This window comes from Streptomyces sp. NBC_00370, from assembly GCF_036084755.1.
Taxonomy (GTDB): Bacteria; Actinomycetota; Actinomycetes; order Streptomycetales; family Streptomycetaceae; genus Streptomyces.
Genome location: NZ_CP107968.1, coordinates 8,151,186 through 8,167,085, shown reverse-complemented (window position 1 = coordinate 8,167,085; position 15,900 = coordinate 8,151,186). Strand labels below are relative to the sequence as shown.

The 15,900-nt window shown below is 70.5% G+C and carries 17 protein-coding genes and 1 pseudogene; 8 read left to right on the top strand and 10 right to left on the bottom strand.

All coding sequences use genetic code 11. The features are described from left to right. Positions 1-15 precede the first annotated feature (15 nt). Positions 16-771, bottom strand: a complete 756-nt coding sequence (locus OHS57_RS35780) for a class I SAM-dependent DNA methyltransferase (protein WP_328584655.1) — start codon at positions 769-771, stop codon at positions 16-18. 215 nt (positions 772-986) lie between these two features. On the opposite strand from OHS57_RS35780, the gene OHS57_RS35775 reads away from it, so the two are divergent. Together OHS57_RS35775 and OHS57_RS35770 are read left to right on the top strand one after the other, a co-directional pair. Next, positions 987-1,736, top strand: a complete 750-nt coding sequence (locus tag OHS57_RS35775; RefSeq protein ID WP_042002286.1) for a glucose 1-dehydrogenase — start codon at positions 987-989, stop codon at positions 1,734-1,736. A 78-nt stretch (positions 1,737-1,814) separates the two neighbouring features. After that, positions 1,815-2,672 carry a TIGR03620 family F420-dependent LLM class oxidoreductase gene (locus OHS57_RS35770; protein WP_328584654.1) on the top strand — a complete coding sequence of 286 codons (858 nt, stop codon included), beginning with the start codon at positions 1,815-1,817 and terminating at the stop codon, positions 2,670-2,672. 16 nt (positions 2,673-2,688) lie between these two features. On the opposite strand, the gene OHS57_RS35765 is transcribed toward OHS57_RS35770, so the two are convergent. Next, complete coding sequence (locus OHS57_RS35765) at positions 2,689-3,291, bottom strand: TetR/AcrR family transcriptional regulator (protein ID WP_042002280.1); 603 nt, start codon at positions 3,289-3,291, stop codon at positions 2,689-2,691. 233 nt (positions 3,292-3,524) lie between these two features. Here OHS57_RS35765 and OHS57_RS35760 point away from each other — a divergent pair, with 233 nt between their 5' ends. Together OHS57_RS35760 and OHS57_RS35755 are read left to right on the top strand one after the other, a co-directional pair. After that, entirely contained in the window at positions 3,525-4,406 is an 882-nt protein-coding gene (locus OHS57_RS35760; protein ID WP_328584653.1) for an NAD-dependent epimerase/dehydratase family protein, read from the top strand. A 61-nt stretch (positions 4,407-4,467) separates the two neighbouring features. Further along, positions 4,468-4,899: an Rrf2 family transcriptional regulator gene (locus OHS57_RS35755; RefSeq protein WP_328584652.1), complete on the top strand. Its 432-nt coding sequence runs from the start codon at positions 4,468-4,470 to the stop codon at positions 4,897-4,899. Positions 4,900-4,962: 63 nt separating this feature from the next. Here OHS57_RS35755 and OHS57_RS35750 read toward each other — a convergent pair whose 3' ends face one another. Together OHS57_RS35750 and OHS57_RS35745 are read right to left on the bottom strand one after the other, a co-directional pair. Beyond that, on the bottom strand, positions 4,963-5,754 hold the full coding sequence (locus OHS57_RS35750; protein ID WP_063779765.1) for an MIP/aquaporin family protein: 792 nt from the start codon (positions 5,752-5,754) through the stop codon (positions 4,963-4,965). Positions 5,755-5,889: 135 nt separating this feature from the next. Then, positions 5,890-6,279, bottom strand: coding sequence for a VOC family protein (locus OHS57_RS35745; protein ID WP_328584651.1), 390 nt, complete (start codon positions 6,277-6,279; stop codon positions 5,890-5,892). A gap of 97 nt (positions 6,280-6,376) precedes the next feature. Here OHS57_RS35745 and OHS57_RS35740 point away from each other — a divergent pair, with 97 nt between their 5' ends. Beyond that, positions 6,377-7,363 carry a helix-turn-helix domain-containing protein gene (locus OHS57_RS35740; protein WP_328584650.1) on the top strand — a complete coding sequence of 329 codons (987 nt, stop codon included), beginning with the start codon at positions 6,377-6,379 and terminating at the stop codon, positions 7,361-7,363. Between the two features lie 24 nt (positions 7,364-7,387). On the opposite strand, the gene OHS57_RS35735 is transcribed toward OHS57_RS35740, so the two are convergent. After that, positions 7,388-8,167, bottom strand: coding sequence for a class I SAM-dependent methyltransferase (locus tag OHS57_RS35735; protein WP_328584649.1), 780 nt, complete (start codon positions 8,165-8,167; stop codon positions 7,388-7,390). 75 nt (positions 8,168-8,242) lie between these two features. On the opposite strand from OHS57_RS35735, the gene OHS57_RS35730 reads away from it, so the two are divergent. Continuing rightward, the gene (locus OHS57_RS35730; RefSeq protein WP_328584648.1) at positions 8,243-9,199 is read left to right on the top strand and encodes a MerR family transcriptional regulator; all 957 of its coding nucleotides are present in this window, start codon (positions 8,243-8,245) and stop codon (positions 9,197-9,199) included. Positions 9,200-9,203: 4 nt separating this feature from the next. Here OHS57_RS35730 and OHS57_RS35725 read toward each other — a convergent pair. Continuing rightward, positions 9,204-9,692, bottom strand: a pseudogene (locus tag OHS57_RS35725) (MmyB family transcriptional regulator); the annotation flags it as partial. A 10-nt stretch (positions 9,693-9,702) separates the two neighbouring features. Between OHS57_RS35725 and OHS57_RS35720 the strand changes: the two are divergent. Next, entirely contained in the window at positions 9,703-10,458 is a 756-nt protein-coding gene (locus OHS57_RS35720; protein WP_328584647.1) for an SDR family NAD(P)-dependent oxidoreductase, read from the top strand. A 55-nt stretch (positions 10,459-10,513) separates the two neighbouring features. Further along, positions 10,514-10,924 carry a (R)-mandelonitrile lyase gene (locus OHS57_RS35715; protein ID WP_328584646.1) on the top strand — a complete coding sequence of 137 codons (411 nt, stop codon included), beginning with the start codon at positions 10,514-10,516 and terminating at the stop codon, positions 10,922-10,924. Positions 10,925-10,937: 13 nt separating this feature from the next. Here OHS57_RS35715 and OHS57_RS35710 read toward each other — a convergent pair whose 3' ends face one another. From OHS57_RS35710 to OHS57_RS35695, 4 genes are all read right to left on the bottom strand, one after another. After that, the gene (locus OHS57_RS35710) at positions 10,938-11,585 is read right to left on the bottom strand and encodes a class F sortase (RefSeq protein WP_328584645.1); all 648 of its coding nucleotides are present in this window, start codon (positions 11,583-11,585) and stop codon (positions 10,938-10,940) included. Positions 11,586-11,687: 102 nt separating this feature from the next. Beyond that, positions 11,688-12,083 (bottom strand): hypothetical protein, encoded by a 396-nt coding sequence (locus OHS57_RS35705; protein ID WP_328584644.1) that lies wholly within the window; start codon positions 12,081-12,083, stop codon positions 11,688-11,690. Positions 12,084-12,188: 105 nt separating this feature from the next. Then, positions 12,189-13,199, bottom strand: a complete 1,011-nt coding sequence (locus tag OHS57_RS35700) for a slipin family protein (protein ID WP_328584643.1) — start codon at positions 13,197-13,199, stop codon at positions 12,189-12,191. Between the two features lie 184 nt (positions 13,200-13,383). Continuing rightward, positions 13,384-15,669 (bottom strand): APC family permease, encoded by a 2,286-nt coding sequence (locus OHS57_RS35695; protein ID WP_328584642.1) that lies wholly within the window; start codon positions 15,667-15,669, stop codon positions 13,384-13,386. Positions 15,670-15,900: the final 231 nt, after the last annotated feature.

The following is a 15,900-nucleotide window of genomic DNA, read 5'->3' as shown; positions in this document are numbered from 1 at the left end:
TCGGCTGACGTCCCGTCAGCCGACCGACTTCTCCCAGACCGAGATGTGCTTGGTGCTGTGCTCGGTGAAGGGCTCACGCGTCCAGCTCTCCCAGCGCTCGCGCAGCCGCAGGCCTGCGAGCTGGGCCATAAGGTCCAGCTCGGCGTGCCAGACGTACCGGAAGGGCGTCGAGTGGGCCTCGCCCCGGCCGTCCTCCGCGATGTCGATGTAGTGACAGGTCGCGTCCTGGGTGACGGTGTCGTAGACGGTGTAGGCCCACCCGGTCGGACCCGTGTGGAAGGGGACGATGTTCTGCCCGGCCGGGATCTTGCGCAGCTCCGGAACCATGACCTCGACGACGAAGCAGCCACCGGGTGCGAGGTGCGCGGCGACGTTGCGGAAGCAGGCGACCTGAGCGTCCTGGTCGGCCACGTTCATGATGGTGTTGAAGACGAGATAGGCGAGCGAGAACGGCCCGTCGGCCGCCGTGTCGACGGTCGTGGTGGCGAAGTCCCCGATGGAGACACCGATCGCCTCACCCCCGGGCTTGGCGCGCAGCTTCGCCACCATGGCCCGCGACAGATCGATGCCATGCACCGGAACCCCCCGCCGCGCCAACGGCAGAGCGATCCGCCCCGTACCGATCGCCAGCTCCAACGCCCGTCCCCCGTTGGCGAGTTCCGCCAGCAGATCGACGGTCTGCTCCACGATCTCGGCCTGGAACTCGGCGTCTGAGGACTGGTCGTACGTCTTCGCCACCCGTTCTCCGAAGTACCCGTCGTCGTCGGTCACCGAGCGACCGTACCCGTGCGGCATGACGATCCGCAGGCATTTTTCCGGCGGTACCCCGCCCGCCACCCGTCCGCCCGCGCCTTGACATCGCACGTGGTGCGACCTAGTTTCTTAGTGACCACTAAAAATCACCTCGGACCGGCCACGCCCTTGATGTAATACACATTGTTACATCAAGGGCGCCGATCCGACTCCTGGACGCGGAGTACCAGATCATGGGACAGCTTGAGGGCAAGACCGCCGTCGTCACCGGCGGCACCAGTGGAATCGGCCTGGCCGCCGCACAGCGGTTCGCGGGTGAGGGAGCGCACGTGTTCGTGACCGGGCGTCGCAAGGAGACGCTCGACGCGGCAGTCGCCAAGATCGGTGCGAACGCGACCGGCGTACGCAGCGATGTCTCGGACCTCGGCGACCTCGACCGGCTCTACGACGCCGTCGGTCGGCGGGGCGGTGGGATCGACGTGCTGTTCGCCAATGCAGGCGGGGGTGAGTTCGCCACCCTGGAACAGGTCACCGAGCAGCATTTCGACGAGACGTTCGGCATCAACGTCCGGGGCATGCTCTTCACGGTCCAGAAGGCGCTGCCGCAGCTCAACGACGGCGCTTCCGTCATCCTCACCGGCTCGAACGCGAGCAGCCTGGGCAACGAGGCCTTCGGTGTCTACGCGGCGTCCAAGGCCGCGGTGAGGTCCTTCGCGCGCACCTGGGCCAACGAGCTCAAGGGCCGGGCGATCAGAGTCAACAGCATCAGCCCCGGCGCCGTGGACACCCCGGGTATCGACGGTCTCGCCGCCGACCAGGAGCAGGCGGACCAGCTGAAGACCTTCATGGCCGGCACCATCCCGCTGGCGCGCGTCGGCCGCCCCGAAGAAATCGCCGACGCCGCTCTCTTCCTCGCCTCGGACCAGAGCACCTTCATCACCGGCACCGAGTTGTTCGTGGACGGCGGACGCAACCAGATCTGACCGTTGCTACGACATCCGCGTCACAGCGGTCACTCACTTCGGCCATCACATCAGCGTCAGGACGGACAGGACAGCGCAATGCAGTTGGGACACACCGGGCTCTGGAGCATCGAGTTGCGGACGGCGGATCCGGGGCAGATCACCGACGCCGCCGCCGAGTTGGACGAGCTGGGCTGGGGAGCCCTGTGGATCCCGGGACTGGGCGGCGGTGACATCCTCGGCGACTCGGAGCGGCTGCTGCGCGCCACCCGCACGACGAAGGTGGCCATCGGCGTGCTGAGCATCTGGCGGCATCAGGCCGAGGAGATGGCGGGATGGCACGCGCGTCTGCAGAGTGAGTACGGACGGCGGTTGCTGCTCGGGCTCGGCGTGAGCGACCCTGCGGCTGCCGAGGGCGCGGGACGCCCGTACCGCCCCCTGGCCGACATCGGCGCCTACCTGGACACACTGGACGATGCCCCGGTCCCGGTGCCCCGGAGCGAACGTGTCATGGCCGCGCTCGCCCCCAGGATGACCGAACTGGCAGGTCAGCGCACCGCCGGTGTGCACCCCTTCATGGTCACACCGGAGTACTCAGCCGCGGCCAGGGAACGGCTCGGGGCCGGTCCGCTGCTCGCGCCGTACCAGGCGGTGGTGCTGGAGAGCGACCCGGGCAAGGCACGCGCCGCCGCCCGTGGTTTCCTCGGGGGGTTTCTGACGATGGACCATTACGCGAAAAACCTGCTCCGGCAAGGCTTCACGGAGGACGACCTGACCGGCGGCGGAAGCGACAGGCTCATCGACGCCGTTGTCGCCCGGGGCGACGTGGAGGCCATCGGCAAGCGCGTCCAGGCGCACCACGACGCCGGCGCGGACCACGTGTGCCTGCATATCGTGGGCGCGGACTCCGGCGTCCCGATGGCCCAATGGCGTGAACTGGCCGCGCTCGTCAACTGACGCGAGCCGCCGCCGATCAGTCCGTGGCCGGCTGTGGCCAGACGGCCATGGCCACGTCGGCGATCTGGTGCAGTTGCTCGCGGGTCGCGCCGCCGGCGGCCTGGACCGCGATCCCCTGGTACACCGTGGCGAAGTAGCGGGCGAGCGCCTGGGCGTCGGTCCCCGCCGGGAGTTCGCCCGCTTCGCCCGCCCGCTGCAGGCGCTCCCGCAGGGCCGCCTCGCCACCCGCCCTGCGCGCCGCCAGTTCGTCACGGGCGGGCTCCGCACCCGGCGAGCACGCCAGAGCGCCCTGGACCGTGATGCAGCCGCGCGGATGGTCGGGGTGTGTCGTCGCGTCGGCGGCGCCGTGCAGCAGTGCCTCGACGGCGCCGCGCGCCGTGGGCTCGGCGAGAGCGTCGCGAATGTAGCGGGCGGGGCCGTCGGCGTAGTGGTCCAGCACCTTGCGGAAGAGCTGTTCCTTGTTTCCGAAGGCGTTGTACAGGCTCGGTGCGTTGTTGATGCCCATCGCCTTGGTGAGATCGGAGATCCCGGTTCCTTCGTAACCCTGGCGCCAGAACACCTCCAGCGCCCGGCCGAGCGCCACGTCGCTGTCGAAGCTGCGTGGTCGTCCCCCTGCCATCAGCGCCTCCCTGGCTTCAGCGGCATTTGTAGCACTGACTACAATACTCCGGCGCGGAGCAATCCGGTGAGCCCGCCTTCCCCGCGCGCCACGGTCCGTCGCCCTTTTTCGAATGGCCCAGGCTTACGCGGCGAGAGTGGACCACACGCCGAGGCCATTGGTCGCCTAGCGTAGTGAGTACGACCATGAGCGGCGCACACCCCGCTCGACCGGACCGGGCAGAGGAGGAAACCATGCGTGTATTCGTCGCGGGCGCGACCGGTGCGGTGGGCCGTCTGCTCGTCCCTCTGCTGCTGGACGCAGGGCACCAGGTCACGGGCACCTCTCGTACGCCCGCAGGCGCCGACCGCGTACGGCGGCTCGGTGCGTCAGCCGCCCAGGTGGACGTGTTCGACCGGGACAGCCTGCACGAGGCGGTGAAGGAGGCCGCGCCGGACGCGGTGATCCACCAGCTCACCGATCTGGCGGAGGCGAACGGGGAGGCGACGAACCGGCTGCGCGGCGAAGGGACCCGCAACTTGGTCGACGCGGCCACGTCCGCCGGGGTGCCGAGGATCGTCGTCCAGTCGATCTCCTGGGCGTACGCCCCGGGCGACGAGCCGGCCGACGAGACAGACCCGCTCGACCTCGCCGCGGCGGAGCCGCGCGGCAGGATCGCCGTCGGCATCCAGGCGCTGGAGGAGACGGCCGCCGAAGTGGGCACAGCGGTGTCGCTGCGGTACGGCGTCCTGTACGGCCCGGGCACCTGGTACGAGCCGGGCGGTCCGGCGGCAGCGGCGCTGGCCGGCGACCCGGACGCGCCGTTCCTCGGGAGCGTCGCTGCGGATGACTCCGTCAACTCGTTCCTGCACGTCGCGGACGCCGCTCGCGCCGCCGTCGCCGCGCTCGACTGGCCCTCCGGACCGGTCAACATCGTGGACGACGAGCCCGCGCCGGGACGTGCGTGGGTGCCGGTCTTCGCCGCCGCCCGTGGACTGCCGGCGCCCGAAGCCACTTCGGGACGGCAGAGCTGGGCGCGCGGAGCAAGCAACCGGCTGGCCCGGTCGCGGGGTTGGCGTCCGGAGCACTCGACGTGGCGCTCCGGCTTCGTGGCCCAGGACGCTCCGGTGATCTGACGGTCCGCCTCTCGTAACCACTGTCGTTGCGACTATGAAGCGCTCCGTGCACAATTGCGCGATGAGCGCCAACAGCAGACTGACGATCGCGGCACACGCCGTGGCCTGGATCGGGCTGTACCAGCAGCAAGGTCACGACGTCGCCACGTCGGAGCAGATCGCCGACAGCGCGAACACCAACCCCGTGGTGATTCGGCGCCTGCTCGGCCGGCTACGGGAAGCGGGGCTCGTCGAGTCGCGGCGCGGGGTGGGCGCGGGGTGGCGCCTGGCCCGGAGCCTTGAGGACATGACGCTGCTGGACGTGTACGAGGCGGTGGAGCCCAGCCCGCTGTTCTCCATGCACCACGCGCCGCCGAACCAGGCCTGTGTGGTGGGCGCGGGAATCCAGCCGGCGCTGCAGGAGATCTACGACGGCGTGGAGGACGGGCTGCGCGCCCAACTGTCACGGACGACGCTGGCCGACGTGCTCCGGGCGACCCTGGCGGCCCGATAGGCCGTCGCCTTGCCGGATAGGCCGTCGCCCTCCCGATAGGCCGTCGCCCTGCCGCGCTCCTCGCTAGTGGCTGCCCGCCGCCCCCTTCTCCCCGTCGTCACCCGCCAGCTTGTAGGTGAGGGGCCGACAGGCGTTGAAGCGCCAGATGAAGAGGTGGAAGGTCGCGGAGCCGAGGACAGCGCCCAGGACGGGCGCGATCAGGTAGATCCACAGATCGGTGGTCTGTCCGGAGAACACTGCCGGGCCCAGTTGGCGGGCGGGGTTGATCGAGCCGCCGCTTCTGGGACCCAGCAGTGCGATCACCAGGGCTACGGACCCGCCGATGACGTACGGCAGCACGGGGACGGCGCGTGGGTACCCCAGGATGAAGCCGACCAGGACGATCAGCGCCATCATCGCTCCCGCCTCGGCGAGGAAGACGTCCGCAGGACGCCAGGTGGCGGCGGGCCTGATCACGGCGTGCGCGACCGAGGGGTGCGACACCGCGCCACCCCACACCAGCCGGGCCAGTCCTGTCCCGACCACCGAACCCGCGAGCTGGGCGAGGACGTAGGGCACGACACTGCGGCCCGGAAAGGCGTCCATCAGCCACAGGGCCACCGTCACACACGGGTTCATGTGTCCCCCGCTACGCCTGCCGGGCGGACTGAGGATCAGCGACGTCAGCACAGACCCGCTCACCACACCGATCACACCGAGCGCCACGTACAGGTCGGCGAGATAGAGGGCGGAGCCCGGATCGCGCAGCCAGCGCACGACCGTCACCGTGATGAACAACAGGACGGTCGTCAGGGCGAACTCGTCCAGCGCACGCGTCCACGGCAGCCGACGGGGAGGGGAAGGATCGGCACTCACCAAGAACTCCTCGCGTCCCGGCCGAAGTCAGCCCCGGCAGGACTATACGCAGACGCCGGCAGCGGCTGGAAGCATCGTGGGCCGTCCGGGTGTTTCGCGACGCGGGGCACGGGGGGCGTCGTAGTCCCGCACGACTTACTCCGTCGCCGTTGGTCCGTAGTACTCGACCAGACAGAACTCATGGCCCTCGGGATCGGCCATCACGACGACGGCGCCTTCGTCGTAGTCGTGCCGTTCGCCGGTGAACCGGCCTCCGAGCGAGACGACTTGGGCCATGCCCTGGTCGATGTCGTCGACCGCGACGTCGAGGTGCAGGCGTACCTTGCCGTGCTTCGGCTCGGTCACGGGCTGGAAGACGAGGCGGGGGTGTGCGTCCCCGGGGCGGCCGAGGTAGATCCAGCCGGGTTGGGAGGGCCCCTGAGGGCGGTCCAGCAAGGCGCTCCAGAAGCCCGCCACTCGCTCCACGTCCAGACAGTCGACGGTCACTCCGACCCAGTGGTTACGCGTCATCGCGTCAGTGTCCATGACGCGTTTGTCACCGTCGAACGGATTCCGGCCACCGCCTCGGGGCCGGGCCGGCTGCGCTGCCGCCGGACGTTACGATTGCGGCCGGGAGAAACGAATGTTCGAGACGATGTACCGCAGCCAGGACCTGCCGCCGGGGAAACGTCTGGCCACGCTGAACGAGTTCTTCCTCTCCGGCGAGCACCCCATGGAGCTGGTCAGCGAGGCGCCGAAGGACTTCCACGCGACGGTGCGGGCGGTGGACCTCGCGGCTGTGAACGTGGTGGATCTGGCGCTCTCGGCGGCGGACGTGCTGCGGACGCCGAAGCTGATCCGGCGCGCCGATCCCGAACTCTACTGCGCCGTCATGCCGTTGGACGGACACCTGGTGGTGAGCCAGGCCGGCAGGGAAGCGGTGCTGAGCGCCCCGGACTTGGCGCTGTACGACAGTTCGCGCCCGTTCCGGCTGCGGATCGTCGCCGGGGCGGAGCAGCAGCCCCGGCTGCTGCGCGCACACATCCCCCGGGCCCTGCTCGCGCTGCCCCCGGCGGGCGTCGAGCGGCTTGTGGCGCGGCCGCTGTCGGGCCGGACGGGGTTCGGCGGCGTACTGGCCCAGTTCCTCACCGGAGCGACCACCGACGCCAGTGGTTACCGTCCGACCGATCTGCCTCGGTTGGGTACGCTCGTCCAGGATCTGCTGACCGCCGTCATGGCCCACCATCTCGACGCGGAGGCCGAGGTGATGGACGAATCGCCGCAGCGCATGCTGATGATGCGCATCGACAGGTTCGTCCGCCAGCGGCTGGGGGATCCGGAGCTGTCGCCGGGCACCATCGCCGCCGCTCACCACATCTCGGTCGGCTACTTGCACCGCCTGTTCCTGGCACGCGACTCGACTGTCGCCGCCTGGGTCCGCGACCAACGCCTCGAAAGCGCCCGCCGCGACCTCACCGACCCGGCGCTGCGCGGCGTACCGGTCCACCGGATAGCGACCCGCTGGGGCTTTAAGAACCACCCGACCTTCACCCGGGCGTTCCGCTCGGCCTTCGGCGCCACGCCGACGGACTACCGGCACCACTTCTCGGGGTCCCCCTTAGCGCCGTAGGCGGCGGGGCGACGTGCCCGGCAGTCACAGCCGGCGCGTGCGCAGTACGGCGGTCAGCATCGGGAGGGTGAAATCGCCGTGGGCGGTCTCCGGTGTGCTCGCGAGGAAAGCGGCGATCCGGTCCAGCGTGGTGCACCGTTCCTCTTCCGGCATGACCAGCATCCCCGCGCGGGTCGCGAGCGTGGCGACGAGTGAGCCGGCGGTGCGGCGCTGGCCGTGGGGGAACTCGGACTGTTCCGGAGAGCCGAAGCGGGCGGCGGCGCCGGTCTTCGGGAGGTGTGCGCCGGCGGTCTCGGCGCGCCAGCTCGTGGGCGTGTCACGCGGGCCGACCGCCGCGCTGCCGCCGACCCGGGCGAGCCCGGCCACCCACTCGACCTGGTCGTCCATGACGTTCCAGAGGCCGGCCAGGACGCCCATGGGACTGAGGACCCTGGCGATCTCGGGGCCCGCGACGGCCATGTCGAACCAGTGCATGGCGTTGCCGGCCAGTACGGCATCGACGGACGCGTCCGGCAGCGGTATCGCCTCGGCGCTCCCCCGCAGGGCGCGGACACCCGGCAGCGAGCGGTGCAGCTCGGCCAGCATCGCCGCGTCCGGCTCGACCGCGACGACTTCGGCACCCAGGCCGACCAGCGTCGCGGTCAGCTTGCCTGTCCCCGCGCCGAGGTCGAGGACGCGCGGGCCGGGTGCGGGCTCCAGCGCCCAGCCCACCGCGGCCTGCGCGTAATCCGGTCGGTGTTGGGCGTACGCGACTGCCGCCGCACCGAACGAGGAGGCGTGACGTGCTCGTTCATCCTGATTCACACCGTCAGCCTGGCCGGTCCGGCGCGAGTTCAACCCCTTGAGTCTCCCCCAGGGGGAGACAGCAGAGTGGAGGACATGAACGGCGACGCGCTCTACGCGATTGGTGACCTTGCCCGGCGAACCGGGCTGACGGTGAAGACCATTCGGTTCTACTCCGACGCGGGGATCGTGCCGCCGACCGACCGAAGCCCGGCCGGCTACCGGCTCTACGACATCGACGCCGTCACGCGTCTCGATCTCGTGCGTACCCTGCGCGAACTCGGACTTGACCTCGCCGCCATCAGGAAGGTCCTCGACCGGGAAGCCTCCCTGCCCGAGGTCGCCTCGGCGCACGCCGACGCCCTGGACGTGCAGATCCGCACTCTGCGGCTGCGCCGGGCCGTACTGCGGGTGGTAGCCGAACGCGGGCCCACACAAGAGGAGTTGGATCTCGTGCACAGACTCGCCAAACTCTCCGACAGCGAACGGCAACGACTGGTGAACGACTTCATCGACGACACCTTCGGCGGCCTCGACGCCCATCCGGAGTTCGTCGCCATGATGCGTTCGGCCATGCCCCAACTCCCCGACGACCCGGCGCCCGAGCAGGTCGAGGCGTGGGTCGAACTCGGCGAACTCTGCCAGGACACGGACTTCCGGGCCGCCATCCGGAAGATGGTCGAGCAGCAGGCGGCCGACCGGGCGCAGGGCGACACGGCGGGGCTGCATCATGAGCTGACGGCGGCAGTACGTGAGCAGGTCGAAGCAGCGCGCGCGGCGGATATCGAGCCGACGTCCGACCGGGCTGCGCCTGTTGTCGATTCGCTGGCCGCCCGCTACGCCGACGTGTTCGGCCGCGCCGACGACGCCGATCTGCGGCAATGGCTCCTCACCCGGTTGGAGACCGGCGCCGATCCCCGGGCCGAGCGCTACTGGCAGCTTCTGTCGACCATCAACGGCTGGCCGCCGTCCCCCAGTCTCACACCGGTCTTCACCTGGTTCATCGCCGCTCTGCGCGCTCGGAGCGGGGGTGCGCACCCGATCCCCGGGTGAATCGTCACGGGCGCCGGAACGGACGCAGTTCCTCCTCCGGGCTGCTCGCGGGCTCCGGCGGGGCGTTCTCGGTGGCGGCCCAACTGGCAAGCAGTCGCAGCGCGTCGCTGTCGGGAGTGCCGGGCGCGGCGGTGTACGCGGTGAGGGTCAGCCCGGGCTGCGCGGGCAGGTCCATGGCGTCGAAGTCCAGCTGGAAGACGCCGATGGCGGGATGCCGGAAGGATTTTCGCCCTGTCAGATGCAGCCGGACGTTGTGCTTGGCCCAGGCCGTCCGGAACTCCTCGCTGCGGGTGACGAGTTCGCCGACGAGACCGGTCAGCTCGGTGTCGTGGGGAGCGCGTCCCGCCTCGGTCCGCAGCAGCGCGACGGTGGTGTTCCGGGCCACCTCCCAGTCGGGGAAGAAGTCATGGCCGCGCGGGTCCAGGAACTGGAAGCGGGCGAGGTTGACGGGACGGGCCGCGTCCTGCGTGAACAGGGGCGAGTACAGGGCGCGCCACCGTGTCGTGGCCACCGGCCGCCGGCCCGGGAGCGTCCTCGAAACGCTCGGTGGCGAGCAGGACGACCTGCTGGCCACGCCCCTGGACATCACCGACCCTGCCGCCGCGCACAGCGCCGTCCAAGCCGCCGTCGACCGCTTCGGCCGCATCGACGTGCTGGTCAACAACGCCGCCAACTTCTACGCCGGTTACTTCGAGGAGATCTCCGACGCGCAGATGCGCCGGCAGATCGAGACGAACCTGTTCGGGCAGATGAACGTGACCCGCGCCGTGCTGCCTGTCATGCGCGCCCGGCGCGACGGGCACATCATCACGATCTCGTCCCTGGCCGGCGCCATCGGCATCGAATTCCGCGTGGCCTACGCCGCGGCGAAATTCGGGGTCGAGGGCTCCATGGAGTCCCTGCGCCACGACGTGGAGCCGTTCAACATCCGCACGACGATCGTCGAGCCGGGCTTCTTCCGTACCGAGCTGCTGGTGGACGCCTCCACGACGTGGGCGGAGCTGTCCGTCGACGACTACGCCGAGCGCACGGCGGCCACCAGGAAGACGTGGGAGTCCATGAACGGGCAGCAGCCCGGCGACCCCGCCAAGCTCGCCGCCGCCCTGCTGACGATCGCCGGGCAGGAGCAGCCCCCGGCGCGCTTCGTCGCGGGCGCCGACGCGATCGAAGCCGTCTCCGCGAAGGCCGCGGAACTGCTCGCCCAGGCGGACGCGTCGCGCGAGCTGGGTGGGGACCTGGCACGCGACGATGCTGCCTGAGTGCCGCACCGGTCCCCCCGCTCCCCGTCCTCAAGATCGATCAAGGAAGAGAACCATGGAACACGTCACCGACACCCCCACCGCCAAGGCCCCGGCCGAGCGCTTCACCGGCGATGTCTACCTCAACATGATCGAGGCTCCCACCGAGCCGGCCAGGCTGGCCGTCGCGCTCGTGCGGTTCACCCCGGGCGCACGCACCAACTGGCACTCCCACGCCTTGGGCCAGGTCCTGCACATCACCGACGGCGTCGGCCTGGTGGGCACGCGCGACGGCCAGGTCGTACGCGTCCATGCCGGCGAGACCGTCAAGTGCCCGGCGGGTGAGGAGCATTGGCACGGCGCCACCGACACCAACCTGATGGCGCACCTCGCCCTCGTGGTCGGCGACGGCCACGGTGACGGCGCCACATGGCTGGAGCCCGTCACCGACGAGCAGTACGCCGCCGCCCTCGCCGGCACGACGTGAAGGCTGCCTGCGCTCAGCGGACCTTCGTGAGGTGTGCGTACACCACGGTGTTTCCCGAGTAGCCGTTCTTCTTGCTGTAGGCGCCACCGCAGGTGATCAGTCGCAGTTCGGCGCGGGTGGCCTGCCGGTACACCTGCTCGCTGGGGAACTCGTCCTTCTCGTACTCCTCGACCGCGTCCACGGTGAAATCGGCGATCCGGCCGTCGTCACGCGTGACACTCACCTTGGCGTTCTTGTGCAGCGCGCCGAGGCCGTAGAACACGGCGGGGCCGGTACGCGTGTCGACGTGCCCGGCGACGACGGCCGTTCCGGTGCTGCCCGGCGTGACGCCCGCCTGGTCCCACCCGGCGAGGTTCGCCTCCTCGGCGGGCGGGGTCTGCAGCGAGTCGTCGGACTCCCGGCCGAGACCCGTCAGCGGAGCGTCCACACTTATCTCCGGGATCTCGATCCGGGTGGGTGGGGACGGCGGCAGCGACCGCACAGCGGGTTTCGGCGTCGCGGCCGCCCCCAGTGCGGCCGTGTCGGCGGCTGCGGGACGGGGCGGACCGTCCGTACGACCGTCGTCGCCGGTGATCATGCGTACGCCCGCGAGCATGACCACCGCGGCGAGCACGGCGCCTGGCCATCGCGGGCCGCCCCAGGCGGGAGAAGGGTTCGTCATGGCGATGCGAGATCCTCAATGACGGCGAGAACCTGGAACCTCCCTGTGCACGGATCGCACGCGGCGTCGGTGCGCAGAGAGGCGGGGCGGCAGGGCGGAGCGTCAGTTGTGTCCCGCGGAGGTACGGCGGCGCAGCATCACGACGGCCCCGGCTGCGCCTGCGGCGAGTACCGCGGAACCGGCGGCCAGTTCGGCGGGGCCCGTGCTGCCCTGTCCACCGCCGAGACCGGCCTCGACGGAACCCCGCACCGCCGGGTCCGTGGAGTCGCAGAACCGCTGCGCCGTGGACGCGGTCATGTTCGCCTCGTCCTCGGCCGCCCGCTTGTCCTCCTCCGAGGCGTGCGGGTCCTCCCTGACCGTGTCGGCGTTGCGCTGCGCGATCTCGGCCTCGTCCAGCGCCTTCTGGCAGCTCGGCGAGACAGCCTGGGCACCGGGGGCGGAGATCACCAGCGCGGCACCGGCAAGAGCGAGACCCGAAAGCATCCGTATGGAACGCATGACCATCCTCCGTGGCAGGAACGGCCTCGACGCCCTGGTGCCCCGAGTGACTGCTGTGCGGTAACCGCGCCTGTAGCAGAACGCATGCACCGCACCGCCCGCCTTCTACCGCCGACCCGCCGGGTTCCCCCCGTCTGGCGCATGCCACGACACCCGTTCGGACCCGTCGGGCTCGGGTTCGGCGCCGGTGACGGGCCGAGCCGTGGCGTCCGGCGGTGTCGGTTCCGTGCGGCCGGTGGTCGCGGAGCCCTTCGCGGACGGGGCGAAGACCTCGGGAAGGGTCCGGGCGATCGCTTCGGCGGCCGAGGCCGCCGTCACGGTCTTCCGTTCGGTCGGCGTACCGCCCGGAACGCCTTCGGGGTTCTGGCGCTCGAAGAAGCGGAGCATCTCGACCGGGAACGGCATCACCAAGGTGCTGTTCTTCTCCGCCGACACGTCCACCACGGTCTGCAGCAGCCTCAGTTGGAGCGCGCCCGGGGTGTCCGCCATGGTCTTCGCCGCGTCGGTCAGCCGCTGCGACGCCTGGAACTCGCCGTCGGCCGCGATGACTCGGGCGCGGCGCTCACGTTCGGCTTCGGCCTGCTTGGACATGGAGCGCATCATCGACTCGGGCAGGGCGATGTCCTTGATCTCGACCCGCTCGATCCGCAGCCCCCAGGGCTCCTCGGTCGGCGCGTCCATCACCGTCTTCAGCTCCGCGTTGACGTGGTCGCGGTCCGACAGCAGTGTGTCCAGATCGGCGCGTCCGATGACCGAACGCAGTGAGGTCTGGGCGATCTGCGAGACGGCGGCAGGGTAACTGTTCACGTTCACCAGCGCCTTGACCGGATCGAGCACCCGGAAGTACACCACCGCGTCAACGGTGAGGGTGACGTTGTCCGCGGTGATCGCTCCCTGTGCCGGAACGCCCAGCACCTCGGTCTGTATCGACACCTTCGACATCCGGTCGCCGATCGGCCTGATCCAGCGCAGACCCGGCCCGCGGATCGCCGGCAGCAGGCGGCCGAACCGGAACACCACTCCTCGCTGGTACTGCTGGACGTTGCGGAGGCTCAGCCCCATCCCCAGCAGGATGACCACCACCACGATGACCACCACGATGATCAAAATACCCATGGTTTCTCACATCCCTTGCGCGACAGTCGGCCCCGGGCGGAATTCGCGGGGAGATGTCAGGCAGCGGCTTCGCCGGCCGCGTCTGCGCAGAGGTCGGACGAGGTCCTGGTACGACCTTCGATACGTCGAGCCTACGCCCGGATCGCCGCCCGCGTAGGCCGTGGCGCCACCGGGCGACAGCCCGCTACACGTGGTAAGCGACCGTCGTGACGACGATCTTCGGCAGCGGGCGCAGGGCCCGCTGGAGCCGGTTCGCGGTACGGCTGTGCAGGACGCGGTGGCGCCGGTACCGCGTCACGATCTCCGGGACGATGATCGTCAGGGTGAGCATGGGCTGCTGCTCGTGCAGCGCCTCGATGTAGTGGACCAGCGGGGCCACCGTCGCCCGGTAGGGAGTGACCAGCACCTCCAGGGGCAGATGGTCGCCCCACACGTTCCAGTACGACCGGAAGTGCTCCGCCTCCGCCTCGCTGGGGCTGAGGTGCAGGGCCAGTACGGGCTGCTGGAGCGAAGCGGCGTAGGCGAGGGCACGCATGCCGGCGAGGTCCAGCGTGGCGATCGGCACGATCGAGAGGTTGCGGATCTCCTCGGGACTCTCCTCGTCCTCCCGAGCACTCCCGGTGCCCCCAGCACTCCCGTCGCCCCCAGCACTCCCGTCGCTCCCGGCGCTCCCGGTGAGCGGCTGTTCCTGCCCCGGCGGGCGGTCGCCGTGAGCCCGGCCGTCCTCGGGCGTGCCCTCCTGGGACATCGGGACCTCGATCGCCCGCGGGTGCAGCCGCAGCGCCGCACGGACCGTTTCGTAGTGGTGGTGGATGCGCGTCGTCACCAGCAGGAAGAGGCCCACGGCGAGGATGGCGACCCAGGCGCCCTCGGTGAACTTGGTGATCCCCGCGATGATGAAGACGACGGCGGAGAGCAGACAGCCGACCCCGTTGAAGAACATGCTCTTGCGCCAGTGCCGGTTACGCAGCCGCCACCAGTGCCGCACCATGCCCGCCTGGGACAGTGTGAACGCGAGGAACACCCCGACCGCGTACAGCGGGATGAGCGCGCTGGTGTCACCGCTGAACGCGACGAAGACGATGACGGCCGCCCCCGACAGCAGGGCGATTCCGTTGCTGAAGGCGAGCCGGTCGCCCAGCCGCAGGAACAGCCGGGGCGCGTGTCCGTCGCGGGCCAGCAGGAACAGGACCCGGGGGAAGTCGTTGTACGCCGTGTTCGCCGCCAGCAGCAGCACAGCGGCCGTCGCCGCCTGCACGTAGACGTACATCACCCCCGAGCCGAAGCCGCGGTGCGCCAGCTGCGACAGCACGGTCTCGCCGGAATTGGGCACCACACCGTCAAGGATGATCACGGCGGTCGTCCCCCCGAAGAGGGTGATCAGCAGGCCGACCATCCAGGTCAGCGTGACGCGCGCGTTGCGCCACTCCGTCGGCCGGAAGGCCGGTACGGCGTTGGAGATCGCCTCGATACCGGTCATGGCCGTGGCCCCGGAGGCGAACGCGCGCATGACCAGCAGCACACTGACGCCTTCGGTGACGTTGAGGTGCGGAGTGGCCGTGGCGTGGAAGTCCCGCCCGGCGGCGTCGTACAGACCCACCGCCACCAGCGCGAAGATCGCGACGATGAAGGCGTAGGTCGGCGCGGCGAACAGCGCGCCGGCCTGGCGCAGCCCACGGAGGTTCCCGACGAGCAGCAGGGCGATCACACCGGCGCCGATCGGGACGGTGTAGCCGGACAGGGACGGCAGCGCGGAGGTGATGGCGTCCACGCCCGATGCGATCGACACCGCGACCGTGAGGATGTAGTCCGTCATCAGCCCCGCGGCGGCCACCAGCCCCGGCACCCGGCCGAGGTTGTCGCTCGCCACGATGTACGAGCCACCGCCGTGCGGGTACGCGCGGATCGTCTGCCGGTACGACAGGCCGACGGCGAGCATCAGGAACGCGATGGCCCCCGCGATGGGCGCGGTGTACGAGAGCCCCGCCGTCCCCGCGAGGACCAGGACGGCCAGCAGGGCCTCCGGGCCGTACGCCACCGAGGACAGCGCGTCGGCGGACAGCACCGGCAGGGCCACCAGTTTGCGCATGCGCTCGCGCGTCACGGCGGTGCTCTTGAGCGGCGCCCCGATCAGCGCGTGACGCAGGCGCAGGGCGAAGCGGCCCGTGCCTTCCGACGGACTCGCGTCGGCCGTGGCCGTCCCGCTGCCCAGCGACGCCAGCCTGACCATGCGGCCGAACCGGTCGGGGCCGATCTCCTCCTTCGGCGGGAAACGACCCAGGTCCGGGTCGACCGGCAGGGCGCGCCGCTGCTCGGCCGGACTGCCGGGCATCCGCTCCCAGGCCCGGCCGACCTCGCCCAGCACCCGCAGTTGGTCCTCGTCGAGACCGGGCAGCATCTCCGACGGGCTGGGCACACCGGAGCCGGCCGCGCCCCCGCCGTCACCGGTCTCACCCTGAGCATCCTTCATGTCACCCAGTGTCACGTATCGGGCGCCGTCAGCCCGCGTCACGCGCTGGGAGCAATCGTCCCGAAACGGCCGGCGAGCGGGCGGTCCGAGGCCGTGGACGGCGGCGTACGTGGCGGGCGGGACCCTCGCCGTGCACGACCGGGCACATCGGGTGGACCCTCCCGACCAGGAGAGATCCGGGCAAATCCCGCCCTTGACAGGGTAGTTGGCGCTCGATTTACTTCCGGCAGT

Excerpts from the sequence above, each read along its gene's own strand:
- OHS57_RS35775 (WP_042002286.1), top strand. The coding sequence starts at position 987 with ATGGGACAGCTTGAGGGCAAGACCGCCGTCGTCACCGGCGGCACCAGT.
- OHS57_RS35770 (WP_328584654.1), top strand. The coding sequence starts at position 1,815 with ATGCAGTTGGGACACACCGGGCTCTGGAGCATCGAGTTGCGGACGGCG.
- OHS57_RS35765 (WP_042002280.1), bottom strand. The coding sequence starts at position 3,291 with ATGGCAGGGGGACGACCACGCAGCTTCGACAGCGACGTGGCGCTCGGC.
- OHS57_RS35760 (WP_328584653.1), top strand. The coding sequence starts at position 3,525 with ATGCGTGTATTCGTCGCGGGCGCGACCGGTGCGGTGGGCCGTCTGCTC.
- OHS57_RS35755 (WP_328584652.1), top strand. The coding sequence starts at position 4,468 with ATGAGCGCCAACAGCAGACTGACGATCGCGGCACACGCCGTGGCCTGG.
- OHS57_RS35745 (WP_328584651.1), bottom strand. The coding sequence starts at position 6,279 with ATGGACACTGACGCGATGACGCGTAACCACTGGGTCGGAGTGACCGTC.
- OHS57_RS35740 (WP_328584650.1), top strand. The coding sequence starts at position 6,377 with ATGTTCGAGACGATGTACCGCAGCCAGGACCTGCCGCCGGGGAAACGT.
- OHS57_RS35730 (WP_328584648.1), top strand. The coding sequence starts at position 8,243 with ATGAACGGCGACGCGCTCTACGCGATTGGTGACCTTGCCCGGCGAACC.
- OHS57_RS35715 (WP_328584646.1), top strand. The coding sequence starts at position 10,514 with ATGGAACACGTCACCGACACCCCCACCGCCAAGGCCCCGGCCGAGCGC.
- OHS57_RS35710 (WP_328584645.1), bottom strand. The coding sequence starts at position 11,585 with ATGACGAACCCTTCTCCCGCCTGGGGCGGCCCGCGATGGCCAGGCGCC.
- OHS57_RS35705 (WP_328584644.1), bottom strand. The coding sequence starts at position 12,083 with ATGCGTTCCATACGGATGCTTTCGGGTCTCGCTCTTGCCGGTGCCGCG.
- OHS57_RS35700 (WP_328584643.1), bottom strand. The coding sequence starts at position 13,199 with ATGGGTATTTTGATCATCGTGGTGGTCATCGTGGTGGTGGTCATCCTG.
- OHS57_RS35695 (WP_328584642.1), bottom strand. The coding sequence starts at position 15,669 with ATGAAGGATGCTCAGGGTGAGACCGGTGACGGCGGGGGCGCGGCCGGC.